Source organism: Geodermatophilus sp. SYSU D00698 (assembly GCF_054050335.1).
The window spans coordinates 88,832-107,097 of sequence record NZ_JBJGZD010000009.1; the positions used below are offsets into that span (position 1 = coordinate 88,832).

The following is an 18,266-nucleotide window of genomic DNA, read 5'->3' on the forward strand; positions in this document are numbered from 1 at the left end:
TGTCACCGGCCGGGCGATCAGTGGGCGGTCCACCCGCCGTCCATGAGCAGCGAGGTGCCGGTGACCGAGGCCGCGGCGGGGGAGCAGAGCCAGGCGACGGCGTCGGCGACCTCGGCCGGCTCGATCAGCCGCTTGAGCGCCGCCGGCGCGAGCATGACCCGCTCGACGACCTCGTCCTCGGAGATCCCGTGGCTGCGGGCCTGGTCGGCGATCTGCCCCTCGACCAGCGGCGTCCGCACGTAGGCCGGGGCGACGCAGTTGGAGGTGACCCCGTGCGGTGCACCCTCGAGCGCCACCACCTTCGACAGGCCCTCGAGCGCGTGCTTGGCCGTGACGTAGGCGGACTTGAACGGCGACGCCCGGTGCCCGTGCACCGAGCTGACGTTGACCACCCGGCCCCAGCCCCGCCGGTACATGTGCGGCAGCGCGCCGCGCACCAGCCGGAACGGCGCCTCGACCATCAGCCGCTGGATGGTGGAGAAGACCTCGACGGGGAACTCGTGCAGCGGCGCGACGTGCTGGAACCCGGCGTTGTTGACCAGCACGTCGACGTCGAGGTCGAGCGCGTCGACGGCGGCCAGGTCGGAGAGGTCGACGGCGACGGCGGTGCCGCCCACGGTGCGGGCCACCTCCTCGGCCGCCGCGCCGTCCCGGTCGACGACGACCACCGCGGCACCGGCCTCGGCCAGCCGGGCGGCGACCGCGCGGCCGATGCCCGACCCCCCGCCGGTCACCATCGCCCGCCGTCCCTCGAGGTCCTTCGCGCTCATGGCGGCGACGCTAGGCCGCGGGTGCGGCCCCTCCCACGGCGGCGGCACACACACCTGCGGCGCCGGTGGTGGGTGCCGCCCACACGGGGTGTCCCGGCCGGTCGGGGCACGGTCCCGCCGCGGGACATGTCCGCGGACCACATGACCTGGTTCACAGAACTGGCCTCCGGCACATGGGCAGGCCCCCGCGCGCTTCCTAGCGTCGGTCGGGTCCGGATCCGTCCACCGAGGAGAACCGCGTGTCCGCACCCGCCCAGACCCACCGGAGACGGAGCTTCGGCCGCGTCGTCGGTGCGAGCATCATCGGCACCACCGTCGAGTGGTACGACTTCTTCCTCTACGGCTCGGCCGCCGCGCTCGTCTTCGGCCCGCTGTTCTTCCCCGACTCGTCCGACTTCGCCGGCGTGCTGCTGGCCTTCGGCACCTACGCCATCGGCTTCGCGGCCCGCCCGATCGGCGCGCTGGTCTTCGGCCACTTCGGCGACCGCGTCGGGCGCAAGAAGCTGCTGGTCGTCTCGCTGCTCATGATGGGCGGCGCGACCTTCGCCATCGGCCTGCTGCCGACCTACGCCACGGCCGGCGCGCTCGCCCCGCTGCTGCTGGTGTTCCTCCGCCTGGTGCAGGGCTTCGCCCTCGGCGGCGAGTGGGGGGGTGCGGTCCTCATCGTCTCCGAGCACGGCCGGCCCGAGAACCGCGGCTTCTGGGCCTCCTGGCCGCAGGCCGGGGCGCCCGCCGGCCAGCTCCTCTCCACCGCCGTGCTCGCGGTGCTGGCTGCCGTCCAGTCCGACGCGGCCTTCGAGTCCTGGGGCTGGCGCATCCCGTTCCTGCTCTCGGCCGTGCTCATCCTGGTCGGCCTGTGGGTGCGGCTGGCGGTCAGCGAGTCACCGGTGTTCCTCGAGGCCCAGCGCGCCGCCGAGGAGAAGGCCCGGGAGACCGGCGCGGCCGAGCAGGCGCCGATCACCGTCGTCCTCAAGCGCTACAAGCGCGAGGTGCTCGTCGCCATGGGCGCCCGCATCGCCGAGAACGTCGCCTTCTACATCCTCACGGCGTTCACCACGGCCTACCTCACCAAGGCGCTCGGCCTGGACGCCTCGTTCGCCCTGAACGCGCTGCTCGTCGCGTCCGCGGTGCACCTGGTGACGATCCCGATGTGGGGCGCGCTGTCCGACCGCGTCGGCCGGCGGCCGGTGTACCTCCTCGGCGCCGCCGGCACCGGCATCTGGGGTTTCGTCCTGTTCGGCCTGTTCGACACGGGGAGCTTCGCGCTCGTCGTGCTGGCGCTGATCGTCGGCCTGCTGTTCCACGGCGCCATGTACGGCCCGCAGGCGGCCTTCTTCGCCGAGCTGTTCGGCACCAAGGCCCGCTACACCGGCGTCTCCATCGGCGCCCAGCTGGCGTCCCTGGTCGCCGGCGCGCCCGCGCCGCTGATCGCGGTCGCCCTGCTCGGCAGCTTCGACGACCCGAGCCCGACCCGCGTAGCCGTCTACCTGGCCGCCTGCGCCGTCGTCACGCTCGTGGCGGTCCTCGCCTACGGCGAGACCCGCGTCCGCGACCTGGCCGCGGACGACGCCGTCGGGACGACGGCGGACCGGGCGGGCGCCCGGGTGTAGCCGCAGCCGCTCCCGCCACGGGGCACCCCTGACACGTGTCAGGGGTGCCCCGTGCGTCTGCGGGCCCAGGTCGTGAGGGACGGCACCTGTGCCGGGCCCGATCCGGCGGCAGCGTGGGGACGTGCCCCGGAGGACCGGCCGACCAGGAGCCGGCGGGGCGCGAGGAGGAGGCCCCGTGCAGCTCACCCACCCGCGCGCCGACGTCCGCACCCGCGGGGACGCCGGCGCTCCCGCCGTCGAGGTCACCGACCTGCGCCGCCGCTACGGCGCCGTCGAGGCCGTCCGCGGCATCAGCTTCGAGGTCCACCCCGGCGAGGTGTTCGCCCTGCTCGGCGTCAACGGCGCCGGCAAGACCTCCGCGCTGGAGGTGCTCGAGGGCCTGGCCCCGGCCTCGGGCGGCACCGTCCGGGTGCTCGGCGCCGACCCGGTGGCCGACCGCGCCGCCGTCCGCCCGCACCTCGGCGTGCTGCTGCAGTCCAGCGGCCTGCCCGCCGACCTCACCGTCCGCGAGACGGTGGCGACCTGGGCGGCCACGCTCACCGCACCCCGGCCGGTGGCCGAGGCCCTGGAGCAGGTCGGCCTGACCGGCCGCGCCGACGTCCGCGTGCGCAGCCTCTCCGGCGGCGAGCGGCGCCGGCTCGACCTCACGCTGGCGCTGCTCGGCTCGCCGCGCGTCGTCGTCCTCGACGAGCCCACCACGGGGCTGGACCCCGAGAGCCGCCGCACGGTGTGGGAGCTGGTCCGCCGCCGCGTGGCCGGGGGCGCCGCGGTCGTGCTCACCACGCACCACCTCGAGGAGGCCGAGGAGCTCGCCGACCGGATCGCGGTCATGCGGGCCGGCCGGATCGTCCTCGCCGGCACCGCGGCCGAGATCGCCGCCACCCGGCCCGCCACGGTCCGCTTCACCCTGCCGGCGGCGGCCCCCGGGCTGCCGGCCGTCGCCGGCGCCGAGGTCGTGGCGACGACGCCGCGGGTCGTGCTGCACACCCGCGCGCTGCAGCCCGTCCTCACCCGCCTGCTGGCCTGGGCCGACGAGCACGGGCTGGTCCTCGGCGACCTGCAGGCCCGCGCCGCCTCGCTCGAGCAGGCCTTCCTCGCCGTCGCCGACGGCGCCGACCCGTCCTGACCGCACGATCCGGGAGGAGCCCCCGATGACCGCCACCACCGCGCCCGCCCCGTCCCGCCTGCAGCGGGTCGCCGCGCTCGCCGGCGCCGAGACCCGGCTGCTGCTGCGCAACCGCACCGCCGTCGTCAACTCGCTGCTGCTGCCGCTGTTCCTCGTCGCGTTCGTGCCCGTGGCCGGGCTCGGCGGCGACGGGTCGCTGGGCCCGCGCCTGGTCGTCACCGCGTTCGCCGTGACCCTGGTCTTCCTCACCTACTACAACCTGGTGACCACCTACGTCGCCCGCCGCGAGGAGCTGGTGCTGCAGCGGATGCGCAGCGGCGAGCTCACCCCCGGCGAGGTGCTGCTGGGCACCGCCGTCCCCACCCTGCTGGTGACCCTCGTGCAGGTGGTCCTCGTGCTGGCCGGCACCGCCGTGATCGGGGAGTGGTCGGCTCCGACCGACGTCGTCCTGCCCCTGGTGGCCCTGCTCGGCGGGATGCTCCTGATGACGCTGCTGGCCGCGGCGAGCACCTCGTTCACCCGCACCGCCGAGAGCGCGCAGATCACCACGCTGCCGCTGGTGGTGCTCGCCTCGATCACCTCCGGCATCGTCGTGCCGTTGACCGCCTTCCCCGAGCAGGTCGCGCAGGTGGTGCGGCTGACCCCGATCGAGCCGGTCGTCGAGCTCGCCCGGCTGGGCCTGGCCGGGCAGACGTGGGACGGCCGGTCGGTCGACTGGGCCGGCGCCTGGGCCGCCGCGCCCCAGCCGCTGCTGGTCCTCGCGGCCTGGATCGCCGTCGCCGCCGCCGTGGCGCCCCGGGTCTTCCGGTGGGCGCCCCGCAGGTGAGCGACGCGGCCCCCGGCGGTCGGTACGGCAGCATGGGCGCCGTGCCGACCGTCGCGCGCTGGTGGCGGGACCGCTCGGACCCCCAGCGCCTGGACCTCTACACCCGCTGGTCGTTCTACGCCTGGCTCGGCCTGACGCCGGCGTGGGCGCTGCTGGTCGTCGCCGGTGCGGGTCTCGGCGACACCGGGACCGCGCGGCTGTACCTGGCCGGCTCGGTGCTCGTCGCCGTCACCACGGTGCTGCTCGCGCGGGCCGGGCTGGCCGCCCGCGCGACGCAGCGCCCGCTGCCCGGCCGCCCGCTGGTCGCCGCCGCGGCGGCCGCGGCGCTCGCCACCGCCCTCGGCGCGGCCGCGACCGTCGGCGCGGGCGCCGACCCCGAGGGCCGGTGGCTGGTGGTGCTGCCCGCGGCGATGCTGCTCACCGCGGTCTCCCCGGTGTGGACGTCGCGGGCGCTGGCCCGTGCCGCGGCCGTCGTCGGGCTGGGCGTCGGCGCGCTGGCGCTGGCGTCGGGGGAGGTCTGGCCGGCCGCGCTGGTGCTCGCGGTGACGTTCGCGGTCGCCGTCACGGGCCTCGTGCTCGCCTTCCGCTTCTCCGTGTGGGTGCTCGACGTCGTCGTCGCGATGGAGCGCAGCCGCGGCGTGCAGCTGCAGCTCGCCGTCGCCGAGGAGCGGCTGCGCTTCGCCCGCGACCTGCACGACGTCATGGGCCGCGACCTCTCGGCGATCGCGGTGAAGAGCCAGCTGGCCGGGGAGCTGGTGCGGCGGCAGCGGCCCGAGGCGGCCGACGAGGTCGCGGACATCAGCCGGATCGCCGAGCGGTCGCTGCGCGAGGTCCGCGACGTCGTCCGCGGCTACCGCAGCACCGACCTGGCCGGCGAGCTGGCCGGCGCCCGCTCCGTGCTGCGGGCGGCCGGCATCGCCTGCACGGTGCACGGCGAGGAGCACGGCGCCGCCCTGCCCGAGCCGGTGCAGGCGGCGCTGGGCTGGGTGGTGCGCGAGGCGGTCACCAACGTCCTGCGGCACAGCTCCGCGGCCGAGTGCACGGTCACGCTGACGGCCGGGGACCCGGTGCGGCTGAGGGTGGAGAACGACGGCGCCGGCCGGACCGGCGCCGGCTGGGGCAACGGACTGCGCGGGCTGTCCGAGCGGCTGGCGGCCGCCTCCGGCCGGCTGTCCGCGGGGCGGCACGGGGACCGGTTCGTCGTCGAGGCCCGGGTGCCCGCCCGGGCGGTGGAGGAGGTGCGGTGATCCGGGTGCTGCTCGCCGACGACGAGAACCTCATCCGCTCGGCGCTGGCGGCGCTGCTGGCGCTGGAGGACGACCTGGAGGTGGTCGCGCAGGCCGCCTCCGGCGACGAGGCGCTGGCCATGGCGCGGGCGCACGCCCCCGACGTCGCCGTCCTGGACCTGCAGATGCCCGACCTCGACGGCATCACCGTCGCCGCCCGGCTGGGATCGCTGGTGCCCGGCTGCGCGTCGGTCATCGTCACCGGGCACGGGCGCGCGGGGCACCTCAAGCGGGCGCTGGCGGCGGGCGTGCGCGGCTTCCTGCCCAAGACCGTGGCGGCGCCGGTGCTCACCGACGTCGTCCGGACGGTGGCGCGCGGCGGCCGCTACGTCGACCCGGAACTGGCCGCCGAGGCCATTAGCGCCGGCGACAGCCCGCTCACGCCGCGCGAGGCCGACGTCCTGGAGCTGGCCGCGGGCGGCGCTCCCGTCGAGGAGATCGCCGCCCGCGCCCACCTGTCACCCGGGACGGTGCGCAACCACCTGTCGTCGGCCGCGGGCAAGCTCGGCGCGGCCAACCGGCACGCCGCCGTGGAGATCGCCCGCCGCCACGGCTGGATCTAAGCCCGCCGCCGCGGCCGGGATCAGCTGGCCTCGTTGCCGCCGCGCACCACGGAGTCGTCCCGCTGGGCGTCGTCGTCGGTGGTGAGGGTCGTGTCCTGCTCGCCGCCGTCGGACCGGTCCTCGCCGGGGACGCCGTCGACCATGTTGCTCGCGGTCGGACCGTCGGTGGTGTCCGGGGACTCGCGGTAGCCGGTGTGCTCGGTCTCGCTCATCAGTCCGATCTCCCTCCGGAACGGGGCGTGGGCCCCGGGACCTCGCCGGACGGGCCGTCCGTCCGGGCCCGGGCGACGTCGCTGTCGGCGCGTGCCGGCAGGTCGTCGCCGGAGGCGGCGTCCCGCTCGAGGGCCTCGTCGCGGGTGAGGGGGACGTCGTCGAAGCCGGTCCCGGTGGTGCTGTTGTCGCCCGAGCCCGACGCGGTCGGGACGCCCTGCTGGATGCGGTCGCTGCCCTGCGGGTCGGTCATGGTGCCTCCTGTCCGACGGCGCTGTCGCGGGAGGCCATGCCCGCCGTCGCCCCCGCGAAACGGCCGGCGGCCGACGACCGACCTGGTCCCGCGGTCCCGCCCTCACCCCGCAGCGCGAGGACGGGCACCGCGCCGCGAGGTCCCACGGGACGACGACGGCCGCCGTCCCCACCAGGGGGACGACGGCCGCCGGCCGCGGTGAGGTCCTGGAACGGCCACCCCTCCGGGCCCGGCGCCGGGTGTGCGGGGCGTGGGAGGAAGGGGGTCCTCCTAGAACGCGCCCTCGGGGACCTCCATGAGCGCGTTGTCGGTGGCCTCGACGATGGCGCGCTCACCGGCCAGGCGCGGCAGCACCTGGGTGGTGAAGAAGCGGGTGGCGGCGAGCTTGCCCTCGTAGAACAGGCGGTCCTTCCCGCTCACCTCGCCGGCCAGGGCGGCCAGCGCCACCTCGGACTGGCGGACCAGCAGCCACGCGGTGACCAGGTCGCCGACGGCCAGCAGCAGCCGGCTGGTGTTCTGCCCGACCTCGTAGAGCCTGGTCACGTCCTGCTGGGCGCCGGTGAGCTGCCCGAACATGGCGGCGAGCATCGCCTGGACCTCGCCGAGGGCGGTCGCGAGGTGCGCCCGCTCCTCCTTGAGCCGGCCGTTGCCGGCCTCGGCGTCGATGGTGGCCTGGATCTGCGAGGCCAGCCAGGTCAGCGCGACGCCGCCGTCCTTGACGACCTTCCGGAAGAAGAAGTCCTGGCCCTGGATCGCCGTCGTGCCCTCGTAGAGCGTGTCGATCTTGGAGTCCCGGATGTACTGCTCGATCGGGTAGTCCTGCAGGTAGCCCGAGCCGCCCAGGGTCTGCAGCGACTCCTGCGTGAGCAGCTGGGTGGCCCGCTCGGAGCCGAAGCCCTTGACGACGGGGAGCAGCAGGTCGTTGACGCGGGCGGCGAGCCTCGCCTCCTCGCCGTCGGCGGTGCCGGCGGCCTCGGCCTCGGTGACCCGGTCGCGGAAGCTCGCCGTGTAGAGGTACAGCGCCCGCATGCCCTCGGCGTAGGCCTTCTGCAGCATCAGCGAGCGGCGCACGTCGGGGTGGTGGGTGATGGTCACCCGGGGGGCGTCCTTCGACGTCGCGCTGAGGTCGGCGCCCTGCACCCGCTCCTTGGCGAAGGCCAGCGCCTGCTGGTAGCCCGCCGACAGGGTGGCGATCGCCTTGGTGCCCACGAACATGCGGGCGTGCTCGATGACCTTGAACATCTGCGCGATGCCGTCGTGCACGTCGCCGACCAGCCAGCCCCTGGCCGGGACCGGCCCGTCGCCGAAGGTGAGCTCGCAGGTCGTGGAGACCTTGAGGCCCATCTTCTTCTCGACGTTGGTCACGTACACGCCGTTGCGCTCGCCGAGCGCGCCGGTCTCGAGGTCGACGTGGAACTTCGGGACGACGAAGAGCGACAGGCCCTTGGTGCCGGGCTTCGCGCCCTCGGGGCGGGCGAGCACGAGGTGGACGATGTTGTCGGACAGGTCGTGCTCGGCGGAGGTGATGAACCGCTTCACGCCGGTGACGTGCCACGAGCCGTCGGGCTGCTGCACGGCCCTCGTCCGGCCTGCGCCCACGTCGGAGCCGGCGTCGGGCTCGGTGAGCACCATGGTGGCGCCCCACCGGTGCTCGATCATCAGCTCGGCGAGCCGCTTCTGCTCGGCGTTGCCGAGCTCGTGCAGGACGGCGGCGAAGGCGGCCCACGCGCCGTACATGAACACGGCGGGGTTGGCGCCGAGCACCATCTCGAACGCGCCCCAGGTCAGCGCGTGCGGGGCGCCGAAGCCGCCGAGCTCCTCGGGCAGGTCCAGGCGGTACCACTCGCCGTCCTCGATGGCCCGCACCGAGCGCTTGAAGCTCTCCGGCAGCGTCACCGAGTGCGTGGCCGGGTCGAACACCGGCGGGTTGCGGTCGGCGTCGGCGAAGCTCTCGGCGATCGGACCCTCGGCCAGCCGCCGGATCTCGGCGAGCACGCCGCGCGCGGTCTCGGCGTCCATCTGCGCGAACGGGCCGGTGCCGAACCGGTCCTTGGTGTCGAGGAACTCGAACAGGTTGAACTCGAGGTCCCGCAGGTTCGCGGTGTAGTGGCTCATGCGGTCTGGCTCCGTTGCTCCGTACCGGGGGGGACGGCGGGCAGGGATGCCTACTCGCCGGTAACGAACGTTATTACCGGCGGGTAACCAGGAGCAAGGCCACGGCCCGGGACACGCCCGCAGGGGTCAGGCGCGTCCCGGGCAGGGGGTCAGCGGTTGCGGCGGCGGGCGCGGAGCACGAGGCCGGCCAGCGACGCGACGAGCGCCCCGAGCGCCGCGGCGATGAGCAGCGCCACCACCAGCGGCGCCTGCACGTCACCGAAGACGAGGCTGATCTGCACCGTCTGGCCGTTGAACACGACGAACAGCACCAGCAGGACGGTGACGAACAGCAGCAGGCCGAGGGCGAGGCCGCGGCCGACGGTGCGGCCGGCCGCCCCGGCGCGCGACGGCCCGGAGGGGCGGGACGTCGCGGGGGAGGTGCCGGCGGGGGAGGTGCCGGCGGACGTCGACGGGGTGCCGTAGCCGCCGGCGAGCGGGTCGCTGCCGGGCGCGGACGTGCCGGACGTGGGGTACCGGGGGTCGGCGGGCGAACCGGGAGCAGTCATGATCGCGGACTGTCCGCGGGACGGCTCCCTCAAACGGCGGACCCCGGGGTTCCGCTCGGGGAGCGGGGCCTCAGTCCCGGTGCGCGGCCGGCTCGGTCTCCGCCGGCGGCCAGGACGGGCCGGCGGCGCCGTCGGCCGGGCCGGTCGCCTCGGGGCCGTCGGAGTCGGGCGCCGGCGGGCCGGACGTGCTGCTGCCCAGCGGGCCGACGGAGCGGGGCTCGTCCGGCTCGGGCATCTTCTGCTCGCGGGTGCTCACCCGCCCGAGTCTGCGGCCCCGGCGGGCGGGCGGCGACCGGACGGCGTCAGTCGTCGAGCGCGGGGCCGGCCTCGTGCGCGGGGTGCCCGGCGGTGCGCTCTCGCTGCTTCATGCGCGCCTCGAACACGTGCCGGTCGCCGTCGGCCAGCTCCTCGCGGGCCCGCTCGTCGAAGGCGCGGAACACCGACCAGTAGTTCGCGTCGTAGTCCTCGACGATCTGGAAGGTCCACCGGTCGGCGATGACGTTGCGGCCCACGAGGTCGCGGTCGAGGTCGTCGGCGAGCTCGGTGTGCCCGGCCTTCCGGAACAGCTCCACCGCCTCCTGCAGGAGCAGGTCCGCCTTGCCGGAGTGCTGGTGGAAGCCGTAGAGCTGGCCCCGGGCCTGCTCGATCGTCTCCAGTGCCTCGGAGAGCCTGCCGAGGCCCTCGACGGTCGTGTCGTCCAGGTCGGGGCGGCTGCGGTCCACGGTCACCGGCCCATCCTGCGGGCCCGGGGCCGGGCCCGCCCGGCGAGCGGTGCGGCTCCCCGCCGGGCGCCGGGTCAGGCGGGGACGGCGACCGGCCCGGCGGGAACCGCGGCGGAGGCGGCGACCGCGAGGTCGGTGAGCTGCTCGGCCAGCGCGCGCCCGTGGGCGGCCGGGCCGTCGGGGCCGAGCAGGCCGCCGGAGAGGTACATGCCGTCGATGATCAGGTGGACCTGGGCGGCGAGGTCCTCGCCGAAGCCGGGCGCGACCTGCTCGGCCAGCCGCTCGAGGCGGGCGTGCAGCTCGAACTTGTAGTCGGCGGCCGCGCTGCGGGCCGGGTGCGCCGGGTCGTCGTACTCGCTGCTGACGTTGGTGAACGGGCAGCCGCGGAAGCCGGCGCGGGTGACGTCGGCGTCGACGTACTCGACGACGGCGAGCAGCGCGGCGCGCGGGTCGTGCTCGTGCAGCAGCAGGAGCTCGTCGACGTGCCCGAGCACCGTGGCCGCCTTGCGGGCCAGGTAGGCGCCGACCAGCTCGTCCTTGCTCTTGAACAGCCGGTAGACGGTCATCTTGCCCAGGCCCGTCTCGCGGACGAGCTCGTCCATGCCGACGCTGCGCGAGCTGCGGGCGGAGAACAGCCGCTCCGCGGTGTCGAGGACGATCGCCTCCCGCTCCGCGCGGCTGCGGCGGACCGGGGTGGGGCTGTCGGCGTCGGCGTCGGCGTCGGCGAAGGAGAGGGCGGCGGCGGTCACGCGGTGGATCGTGCCGCCTGCCGTGACGGATCAGTTCGCGGCACGCCGGGTGCCCGGCACGGCTGCGCGCTCGTGGGTGCCGAGGGGCGAACGCGCAGGTCGGGGCGGTGGTGAAGCGTGGGACCGCTGTGACGACGCGGCGGGCGGCGTCCGGCGCGGCGGGTGCGGCGCGGGTTGGCCGGCAGCCGGACGACGCGCTCGGCGGCCGCCCGGGCGGCACCGGACCCCGGGGCCGGCGGGGCGCCGGTGGCGTCGTCGCGGACCCGGTCCTCGGGCCGCACCTCGTCCATGCGGGCCGGCCTGCCCGCGCCCGGCCCGGGGGAACGGCCCCCGGGCGGGGATCACACCCGCCCGGGGGTGGGACGTCCGCCACCCCGGGGCGCGGCACGGCCGGGCCGTGCCGCGCCCCGGCCGGGACGGGTCCGTCCCGGTCAGACGTCGGGGCTCTCGGCCGGGCCGTCGCCCAGCGGCTGCCCCTCGGCGGGCTCCTCGGAGCGCGGGGTGCGCCCGGCGTCGCCCTCGTCGCCGGGCGGGTCGCCCTCCGCGCGCTCGGGCGTGCGCGGCGGCCGTTCGGGCTCGGTCACGGCGTCCTCCTCGGGATGCGGCGGTGCGGTCGGGGAGGCCTTGCCCACCTGCGCGCCCGCCAACCCCGGCTCAGTCCACGCGCACCGCCGCGGGCACCCGCGGCAGCACCGCCCGGACCGCGGCCGCGTCGGGCAGGGCGCCCCGCGCGCCCGGCCCGGTCGTCGACAGCGCCGCGGCCGCGACCGCCTCCTGCACCGCGCCGGCCAGGTCCGCGCCCCGCGCGAGGGCGGCGCCGAGCGCGCCGCACAGGCAGTCGCCGGCGCCGGTGGTGTCCACCGGCTCGACCGGCGGCGGCGCCTGCAGCAGCACCGGACCGTCCGCCGGCACCACGAGCGCGCCCCGGGCGCCCAGGGTCACCACGGTGGCCGCGGCGCCGAGGGTGCGGGCGAGGGCGGCCAGCTCCGCGGGCGCCCGCGGCCCCGGGTCCGCGCCGGCCAGCTGCACCAGCTCGTGCTCGTTGGGCACCAGCACCGCCACCCGCCGCAGCAGCTCCGGCGGCAGCGGCTGCGGCGGCGCGGGGGTGAGCACGACGGTGCCCGACGCCGCGTCCGCGGCCGCCCGCACGGTCGGCAACGGCACCTCGAGCTGCAGGAGCACCACCGCGGCCCGCCGCACGGCCGGCACGTCGACGTCGTCCGGCGTCAGCTCCCCGTTGGCCCCGGGGACGACGACGATGAGGTTCTCCCCGCTGCCGTCCTCGACCGGGATCGTCGCCGAGCCGGTCGGGTGCCCCGGCGTCGGGAGGACCAGCGCGGTGTCCACCCCGGCGTCGGCCAGCGCCGCCCGCTGCCGCTCCCCGGCCGGGTCGTCGCCCACCCGGCCGACCATCGCCACCCCGGACCCGGCCAGCCGCCCGGCGGCCGCCGCCTGGTTGGCGCCCTTGCCGCCGGGGGCGAGCACCGCCGCCCGCCCGACGACGGTCTCGCCGCGGCCGGGCAGCCGCCCGACCGCGACCAGCACGTCCTCGTTGAGGCTGCCGACGACGGTGACGGACACGGGCGACCTCCGGGAGCGCGGCGACGACGGCGCTCAGTCTGCGGGCCGCACCCCGTCGTCCGGCGGGCCGGGCCGGTGGGCGGTGTCCGCGCGCCGCGCCCACAGCGGCAGCCCGTACCAGGTCGCCGTCCCGACGAGCAGGACGCCCACCCCGGCGACGACACCCGGTCCGCGGCCCAGGGCGACGTCGAGGACGAGCAGCACGCCGGAGCTGATCGCCAGCACGAGCAGGGCCAGGCCCACCAGGAGCAGCCGGTCGCCGACCACGACGAGCACCGCCTTGCGCCGCCGCCGGAACACCAGCCGGTGGAAGGCGACCGGGGCGATGAGGGCGACCGTCGCCAGCGCCGAGGCCAGCAGCGTGACGGTGTAGACGGTGAGCTGGAAGCCGTCGAGCTCGGTGAACCGCTGGGTGAAGGCCAGGCCGAGCAGGAAGGCGAACAACACCTGCACGCCGGTGATCGCGACCCGCAGCTCCTGCAGCAGCTCGGCGAGGTTCCGGTCGAGGACCTGGTCGAGGCTCTCCCCGCGGGCCTCGGCGTTCTGGGTCGCGGTGGCGACGTCGACGCCGCCGGCGCGCCCGCGCGTCGTCGTCCTCCCGTCCCCGTTCCCACCCGGCCCCACGGCCCCCGGGTACCCGGGACGGCGCCCGCCTACCCGGCCCGTGCCCGCACGCCGTTTCCCGAGGTCGGCGCCGCGGTACCGACCCGGGGAGACCGACCGAGGAGGGGCCGTGGCCGACGACGACCGGGACGCGATCAGGAAGGACTTCGACGAGGCGGTCAACATGAGCGCCTCGGAGCTGGAGCGGTGGCTGGCCACCGACGAGTCGCAGTCGGTGGGGCAGAAGAGCGGCGGGTCGGGGGAGTCCACCGGGCACGAGTCCGGACGGCGGATCGTCGAGCTCCTGCGCAAGGAGCAGGGCGAGCTCACCGACGACGACTACGCGCACATGCGGAAGGTCCACGGCTACGTCCAGCGGCACCTGGCCCAGGAGCCGGCGAAGGAGGACGTCGAGGACTCCAGGTGGCGGTACTCGCTGATGAACTGGGGCCACGACCCGCTGGAGAAGGGCTGACCCCGCCCGTGCGCATCGACGACCCCCGCCGCAACGACCCGGCCCAGTACGACGACCTGGCCGACCAGTGGTGGGAGGTCTCGGGCGGCTTCGCCATGCTGCACTGGCTGGCCGCCCACCGGGCCCGGTACATCCCCCCGGCGCCGGGCCCCGGCGCCCTGCTGGTCGACCTCGCCTGCGGCGGCGGGCTCATGGCCCCGCACGCCGCCCGCCTGGGCTACCGGCACGTCGGCGTCGACCTGGGTGCCGCCGGGCTGGCGGTGGCCGCCCGGCACGGGGTGTGCGCCGTCCGCGGCTCGGTGCTCGCGGTGCCGCTGCGGGACGGGTGCGCCGACGTCGTCGTGGCCGGGGAGATCCTCGAGCACGTCGCCGACGACGTCGCGGTGCTCACCGAGGCCGCGCGGCTGCTGCGCCCCGGCGGCACGCTGGTCATCGACGCCATCGCCGCGACCCGGCTGGCGGAGCTGATCGCCGTCCGGCTCATGGAGCGGGTCCCCGGCGGGCCGCCGCCGGGCATCCACGACCCCGCCCTGTTCGTCGACCGGCGCCGGCTGCTCGCCGCCGCCGACGGCCTGGGCCTGGACCTGCGGCTCGTGGGGCTGCGGCCGTCGGTGCGCGACCTGGTCGCCTGGCGGCTCGGCCGGCGCGACGTCGTCCGCATGCGCGAGCTGCCCACGACGGCGGTGCTGTTCGCCGGCCACGGCCGCCGGCGCGACGCTGCGCGTCCACCGGGTGACGGCACGCCACCCGAGGAGCGCCGCACCGCCTCCGCCCGTACGGTCGGGGCGTGATCGCCTCGCTGAGCAGCGCGTTCCCCCGGGAGCCCCGCGGGTGAGCGCCGCCGTGCTGACCGGCGCCGGAGCCGCCCTCCCGGCGACCCTCGACCAGGACGCGGCGTGGGAGGGCTTCTTCGCCCGCCACTACGAGGGCGTCCGCGCCGCCCGGCGGATCTGGGCGAGCGCCGGCGTGCGCACCCGGCACGCGGTCGCCAACCCGGTCGACGAGGACCTCAGCCGGTGGAGCACCGGCGCGCGCATGGCCCGCTACGTGGAGGAGGCGCTGCCGCTGGGGAAGCAGGCGGTCGCCGGGGCGCTCGACGACGCCGGCCTCGCGCCGGGCGACGTCGGCCTGTTCGCCGTCGCCACCTGCACCGGGTACGCGACCCCCGGGCTGGACATCCGGCTGGCCAGCGACCTGGGCATGCCCGCCGGTCTGCAGCGGCTGCTGGTCGGGCACATGGGCTGCTACGCCGCGCTGCCCGGGCTGGCCGCCGTCGGCGACTTCGTGGCCGCGCGCTCGCGCCCGGCGGTGCTGCTCTGCTGCGAGCTGACCAGCCTGCACGTGCAGCCGGCGCAGCGGGACCTGGACCAGGTGGTCGCCCACGCGCTGTTCTCCGACGCCGCGGCCGCCGTCGTCGTCGAGCCCGGCGCCGCGCGCGGGCGGCGGCTGGCCGGCGTGGTCGCGCGCACCGACCCCTCGACGGCCGACCACATGACCTGGGACGTCACCGACCTCGGCTTCCGCATGGGCCTGTCCCCGCGGGTGCCCGACGTGCTGTCCCGGCACGTGGGCGACGTCGTCGCGGAGCTGCTCGACGGCGCGGGCCTGCGGGTCGAGGACGTCGCCGGGTGGGCGGTGCACCCCGGGGGCCCGCGGATCATCGACGTCGCCCGCGACGAGCTCGGCCTCGCCGAGGCACAGGTCGCCGCGTCCCGCCGGGTGCTGGCCGAGCACGGCAACTGCTCCTCGGCCACCGTGCTGCTCGTCCTCCAGGAGCTCGGCGACGTCGACGGTCCGGTGGTCGCGATGGCCTTCGGACCGGGGTTGACACTGTACGCAGCGTTGCTCCTGCCGACCTGACCTCGCAGGACCGTCCGTTTCCGCACTACCCTCTGTGATCCCGATCACGATCGTGGAGGGGGGCGGTCATGGTCACCGGTGCGTCCGTCCGCGTGTTCCTGGTCGACGACCACGAGGTGGTGCGTCGGGGCGTGGCCGAGGTCCTCGAGGACGACCCGGGGCTGGCGGTCGTCGGCGAGGCGGGCAGCGTCACCGAGGCCCTGGCCCGCTGCCCGGCGGTGCGGCCCGACGTCGTCCTCGTGGACATGCGGCTGCCCGACGGCGACGGCGCCGAGCTGATCCGCGAGCTGGGGGAGCGGCTGCCCGGGGTCCGCTGCCTGGTGCTGTCCAGCTACGCCGACGAGGCGGCCGTCGCCGCGGCCGCGTCGGCGGGGGCGGCCGGCTACGTCGTGAAGCAGGTGCGCGGCGCGGACCTGGTCTCGGCGGTGCACACGGTCGCGGGCGGCGGCACGCTGGCGGGCTGGCCCGGGCGGCGGCCGGGGTCCGGGCCCGACGGCGACCGGCGCCTGGCCGCGCTCACCGAGCAGGAGCGCACCGTGCTCATGCTGATCGGGGAGGGGCTGACCAACCGGCAGATCGGCGAGCGGATGGGCCTGGCCGAGAAGACGGTCAAGAACTACACCAGCCACCTGCTGGCCAAGCTGGGGCTGGAGCGGCGCACCCAGGCCGCGATCCTGGCCACCGAGCTGCGCGGCCGCCGGTCCTCCTGACCGGCGGGGCGGGCACTCAGGACCGCTGCGCCCGCCCCGGCACCGTCCAGGTCACCTCGGTGCCCGCCGGTCCCCCGGTCGCGGTCAGCCGGCCGCCGCGGCGCTCGGCCCGCTCGGCCAGGTTGGCCAGCCCGCTGCGGACCGTGACCGCGGGCAGCCCGCGGCCGTCGTCGGTGACCCGGACGGACACCGGCGCACCCGGCCCGTCCTCCCCGACCTCGACCGACACCTCGACCCGGCTCGCGTCCGCGTGCCGGACGACGTTGGTCACGAGCTCGCGCACCACCGCCAGCAGGTCGGTGGCCAGGCCCGCGGGCAGGCCGTCGAGGTCGCCGCGCAGCCGCAGCCCGGGTTGCACCGCCGAGCCCTCCGTGGCCTGCCGCACGGCGTCGGCCACCCCCGCGGCCAGGCCCTCGGGGACGACGTCGTCGTGGAGGCCGAAGATCGCCGAACGGATCTGCCGCAGCGTCCCGTCCAGCTCGTCGACGCTGCGCCCGATGCGGCGGGCGGCGTAGGGGTCGACCTCCTCCAGCGCCCGGCTGATCCGGTCCAGCGAGAGCGCCGTCGCGTAGATCCGCTGGACGACGTGGTCGTGCAGGTCACGGGCGATCCGGTCGCGGTCGGCCTGCACCTGCAGCCGGCGCTCGCGCCGCTGGCTGCGCGCCAGCTCCAGCGCCAGCCCCGCCTGACCGGCGAACGCGGACAGCGCCTCGAGGACCTCCGCGTCGAACGGCTCCCGGTCGGCGCGGCGCAGGCAGACCAGGGTCCCCAGGGCCGGGCCGAGCGGGACGATGACCGCGGAGCGGGCGCCGCGGACGAGCTCGACGGCGACCTCGGCGTGCCGGCCCAGCACGGGGTCCGCCGCGACGTCCTCGACCAGCTCCCCCAGCCCGGTGCGGTGCACCCGGCCGACGTGGGTGTCCTCGAGCGGGACCCGCACCCCGTCGAGCTCGCCGGCCATGTAACCGGCCGAGGCCACGATGGTCAGCGCCTCGGGGTCGCCCTCCTGCGCGATGAGCAGTGCCCCGGCCTCGGCGTCGCTCAGCGCGACGGCCCGTTCGGCCACCTTCAGCAGCACCTCGGCCGGGTCCTCACCCGACAGCAGCTCGGTGGCCACCTCGGTGCCGGCCTGCACCCACGCCCGGCGGCGCTCGGCGGCCTCCGCCAGTCGCGCGTTCTCGATGGCCAGGCCCGCGGCCGCGGCCAGCGCCAGCACCGCCTCCTCGTCGGCCTCGGTGAACGGGCCGCCGGTGCGCTTCTCGGTCAGGTAGAGGTGGCCGAAGACGGCGTCGCGGACGCACACCGGCACCCCGAGGAAGGACTGCATCGGCGGGTGGCCGGCCGGGAAGCCGACGGAGTCGGGGTGGGACCCGAGGTCGTCGAGCCGCAGCGGCCGGGGGTGGTCGACCAGCAGGCCGAGGATGCCGGCGCCGGCCGGGAGGCGGTCGATGCCGGCGCGCGTCTCCTCGTCCATGCCGACGATGACGAAGCGGTCCAGCCGCCGCCCGTCGCGGGTGAGGACGCCGAGCGCGCCGTAGGTGGCGTCGGCGTGCGCGACCGCCGCCTCGACGATGGCGTGCAGCGTCGCCTCGAGGTGCTCGCCGGCCGCGGCCGCCCGCACGCCGGCGGCGAGCGCCGGCGGCGAGCCCTCCGGGCCGGGCGGGGTCACGGCCCGTCCGGAGGGGTCCTGCTGCGCGTCGGGGCGGCCGTCCGCCGGGGTGGTCCCGCCGGAGGGCTCACGCACCGTGCGCGAGGCGGCGGCTCGGGTGGCGCGGCACGACCTGCCGCAGGAGGGCGCGTCCCGATCCGTTCACCAGCACCAGGTCACCGCCGCGGCCGGCGCCGACGAGGGCCTCGAGCAGCGGCCGCTCCAGGGTGGCGGTGCGGACGCGGCCGGTCACGCCCGTCTCGGCGATGGCGCGGACGACCTGGGCCTCGATCCGCTCGAGGACCACGGCGCGGGCCTGCTCCGCGGCCGCGCGCTGTCCGGTCAGCGTCCTCTCGCCGCCGTCGACGACGTCGACGGCGAGCACGGTCCCCTCGCGGCGGGCCGCCTCGCGCAGCGCCCAGACCAGGGCGCCGTAGCCGGAGGGCGAGCCGTCGACGTGGACGACGAGCGAGGGCGCGGGACGACGGGAGAACTGCGGGACGAGCCGGACGGGCTCGACGGGCTGAAGGGACCGGTCCTCGGGCGGAACGGGAGCGGTCGGATCTGCCATGCAGTGATCCTCGCGACACGCGGCGCGTCGGGACAGGGAC

22 protein-coding genes are annotated in these 18,266 nt (G+C 76.7%); 9 read left to right on the forward strand and 13 right to left on the reverse strand.

Annotated elements, in window-relative coordinates:
* Window positions 1-17: 17 nt before the first annotated feature.
* Window positions 18-770, reverse strand: coding sequence for a 3-hydroxybutyrate dehydrogenase (locus ACI8AB_RS10680; RefSeq protein WP_456903138.1), 753 nt, complete (start codon window positions 768-770; stop codon window positions 18-20).
* 239 nt (window positions 771-1,009) lie between these two features.
* On the opposite strand from ACI8AB_RS10680, the gene ACI8AB_RS10685 reads away from it, so the two are divergent.
* The 5 genes from ACI8AB_RS10685 (at window position 1,010) to ACI8AB_RS10705 (ending at window position 6,181) form a co-directional block, all read left to right on the forward strand.
* Entirely contained in the window at window positions 1,010-2,380 is a 1,371-nt protein-coding gene (locus ACI8AB_RS10685; protein WP_456950115.1) for an MFS transporter, read from the forward strand.
* A gap of 175 nt (window positions 2,381-2,555) precedes the next feature.
* Window positions 2,556-3,506 carry an ABC transporter ATP-binding protein gene (locus ACI8AB_RS10690; RefSeq protein ID WP_456950116.1) on the forward strand — a complete coding sequence of 317 codons (951 nt, stop codon included), beginning with the start codon at window positions 2,556-2,558 and terminating at the stop codon, window positions 3,504-3,506.
* Window positions 3,507-3,531: 25 nt separating this feature from the next.
* Window positions 3,532-4,332: an ABC transporter permease gene (locus ACI8AB_RS10695; protein ID WP_456950117.1), complete on the forward strand. Its 801-nt coding sequence runs from the start codon at window positions 3,532-3,534 to the stop codon at window positions 4,330-4,332.
* Window positions 4,333-4,373: 41 nt separating this feature from the next.
* Entirely contained in the window at window positions 4,374-5,579 is a 1,206-nt protein-coding gene (locus ACI8AB_RS10700; protein ID WP_456950118.1) for a sensor histidine kinase, read from the forward strand.
* Complete coding sequence (locus tag ACI8AB_RS10705; RefSeq protein ID WP_456950119.1) at window positions 5,576-6,181, forward strand: response regulator; 606 nt, start codon at window positions 5,576-5,578, stop codon at window positions 6,179-6,181. The genes ACI8AB_RS10700 and ACI8AB_RS10705 overlap by 4 nt, the downstream gene beginning before the upstream one ends.
* Window positions 6,182-6,201: 20 nt before the next feature.
* On the opposite strand, the gene ACI8AB_RS10710 is transcribed toward ACI8AB_RS10705, so the two are convergent.
* From ACI8AB_RS10710 to ACI8AB_RS10755, 10 genes are all read right to left on the reverse strand, one after another.
* Window positions 6,202-6,393, reverse strand: a complete 192-nt coding sequence (locus tag ACI8AB_RS10710) for a hypothetical protein (RefSeq protein ID WP_387991967.1) — start codon at window positions 6,391-6,393, stop codon at window positions 6,202-6,204.
* Complete coding sequence (locus ACI8AB_RS10715) at window positions 6,393-6,644, reverse strand: hypothetical protein (RefSeq protein ID WP_456950120.1); 252 nt, start codon at window positions 6,642-6,644, stop codon at window positions 6,393-6,395. Before ACI8AB_RS10715 ends, ACI8AB_RS10710 begins: the two co-directional genes overlap by 1 nt.
* A gap of 270 nt (window positions 6,645-6,914) precedes the next feature.
* Window positions 6,915-8,759 carry an acyl-CoA dehydrogenase gene (locus ACI8AB_RS10720; protein WP_456950121.1) on the reverse strand — a complete coding sequence of 615 codons (1,845 nt, stop codon included), beginning with the start codon at window positions 8,757-8,759 and terminating at the stop codon, window positions 6,915-6,917.
* Window positions 8,760-8,908: 149 nt separating this feature from the next.
* On the reverse strand, window positions 8,909-9,307 hold the full coding sequence (locus ACI8AB_RS10725; protein ID WP_456950122.1) for a lipopolysaccharide assembly protein LapA domain-containing protein: 399 nt from the start codon (window positions 9,305-9,307) through the stop codon (window positions 8,909-8,911).
* A 70-nt stretch (window positions 9,308-9,377) separates the two neighbouring features.
* The gene (locus ACI8AB_RS10730; protein WP_387991978.1) at window positions 9,378-9,563 is read right to left on the reverse strand and encodes a hypothetical protein; all 186 of its coding nucleotides are present in this window, start codon (window positions 9,561-9,563) and stop codon (window positions 9,378-9,380) included.
* A gap of 46 nt (window positions 9,564-9,609) precedes the next feature.
* A complete protein-coding gene (locus ACI8AB_RS10735; protein WP_456903131.1) occupies window positions 9,610-10,035 on the reverse strand; it encodes a hypothetical protein in 426 nt (141 codons plus the stop codon).
* 68 nt (window positions 10,036-10,103) lie between these two features.
* Window positions 10,104-10,778: a TetR/AcrR family transcriptional regulator gene (locus ACI8AB_RS10740; RefSeq protein WP_456950123.1), complete on the reverse strand. Its 675-nt coding sequence runs from the start codon at window positions 10,776-10,778 to the stop codon at window positions 10,104-10,106.
* 431 nt (window positions 10,779-11,209) lie between these two features.
* Window positions 11,210-11,362: a hypothetical protein gene (locus ACI8AB_RS10745; protein WP_456903129.1), complete on the reverse strand. Its 153-nt coding sequence runs from the start codon at window positions 11,360-11,362 to the stop codon at window positions 11,210-11,212.
* A 70-nt stretch (window positions 11,363-11,432) separates the two neighbouring features.
* Window positions 11,433-12,359, reverse strand: a complete 927-nt coding sequence (locus ACI8AB_RS10750) for a ribokinase (protein ID WP_456950124.1) — start codon at window positions 12,357-12,359, stop codon at window positions 11,433-11,435.
* A gap of 33 nt (window positions 12,360-12,392) precedes the next feature.
* Entirely contained in the window at window positions 12,393-12,983 is a 591-nt protein-coding gene (locus ACI8AB_RS10755; protein WP_456950125.1) for a DUF6328 family protein, read from the reverse strand.
* A 109-nt stretch (window positions 12,984-13,092) separates the two neighbouring features.
* Here ACI8AB_RS10755 and ACI8AB_RS10760 point away from each other — a divergent pair, with 109 nt between their 5' ends.
* The 4 genes from ACI8AB_RS10760 to ACI8AB_RS10775 all read left to right on the forward strand — a co-directional run bounded on the left by ACI8AB_RS10760 (window position 13,093) and on the right by ACI8AB_RS10775 (window position 16,007).
* Entirely contained in the window at window positions 13,093-13,437 is a 345-nt protein-coding gene (locus tag ACI8AB_RS10760) for a DUF3140 domain-containing protein (RefSeq protein WP_456950126.1), read from the forward strand.
* Between the two features lie 8 nt (window positions 13,438-13,445).
* Window positions 13,446-14,228 (forward strand): methyltransferase domain-containing protein, encoded by a 783-nt coding sequence (locus ACI8AB_RS10765; protein WP_387991999.1) that lies wholly within the window; start codon window positions 13,446-13,448, stop codon window positions 14,226-14,228.
* Between the two features lie 40 nt (window positions 14,229-14,268).
* The gene (locus tag ACI8AB_RS10770) at window positions 14,269-15,297 is read left to right on the forward strand and encodes a type III polyketide synthase (protein ID WP_456950127.1); all 1,029 of its coding nucleotides are present in this window, start codon (window positions 14,269-14,271) and stop codon (window positions 15,295-15,297) included.
* A 68-nt stretch (window positions 15,298-15,365) separates the two neighbouring features.
* A complete protein-coding gene (locus ACI8AB_RS10775) occupies window positions 15,366-16,007 on the forward strand; it encodes a response regulator transcription factor (RefSeq protein ID WP_456903125.1) in 642 nt (213 codons plus the stop codon).
* 16 nt (window positions 16,008-16,023) lie between these two features.
* Here ACI8AB_RS10775 and ACI8AB_RS10780 read toward each other — a convergent pair whose 3' ends face one another.
* Window positions 16,024-17,676 carry a GAF domain-containing protein gene (locus ACI8AB_RS10780; protein WP_456950128.1) on the reverse strand — a complete coding sequence of 551 codons (1,653 nt, stop codon included), beginning with the start codon at window positions 17,674-17,676 and terminating at the stop codon, window positions 16,024-16,026.
* A gap of 67 nt (window positions 17,677-17,743) precedes the next feature.
* Window positions 17,744-18,226, reverse strand: coding sequence for a universal stress protein (locus ACI8AB_RS10785; protein WP_456950129.1), 483 nt, complete (start codon window positions 18,224-18,226; stop codon window positions 17,744-17,746).
* Window positions 18,227-18,266 lie beyond the last annotated feature (40 nt).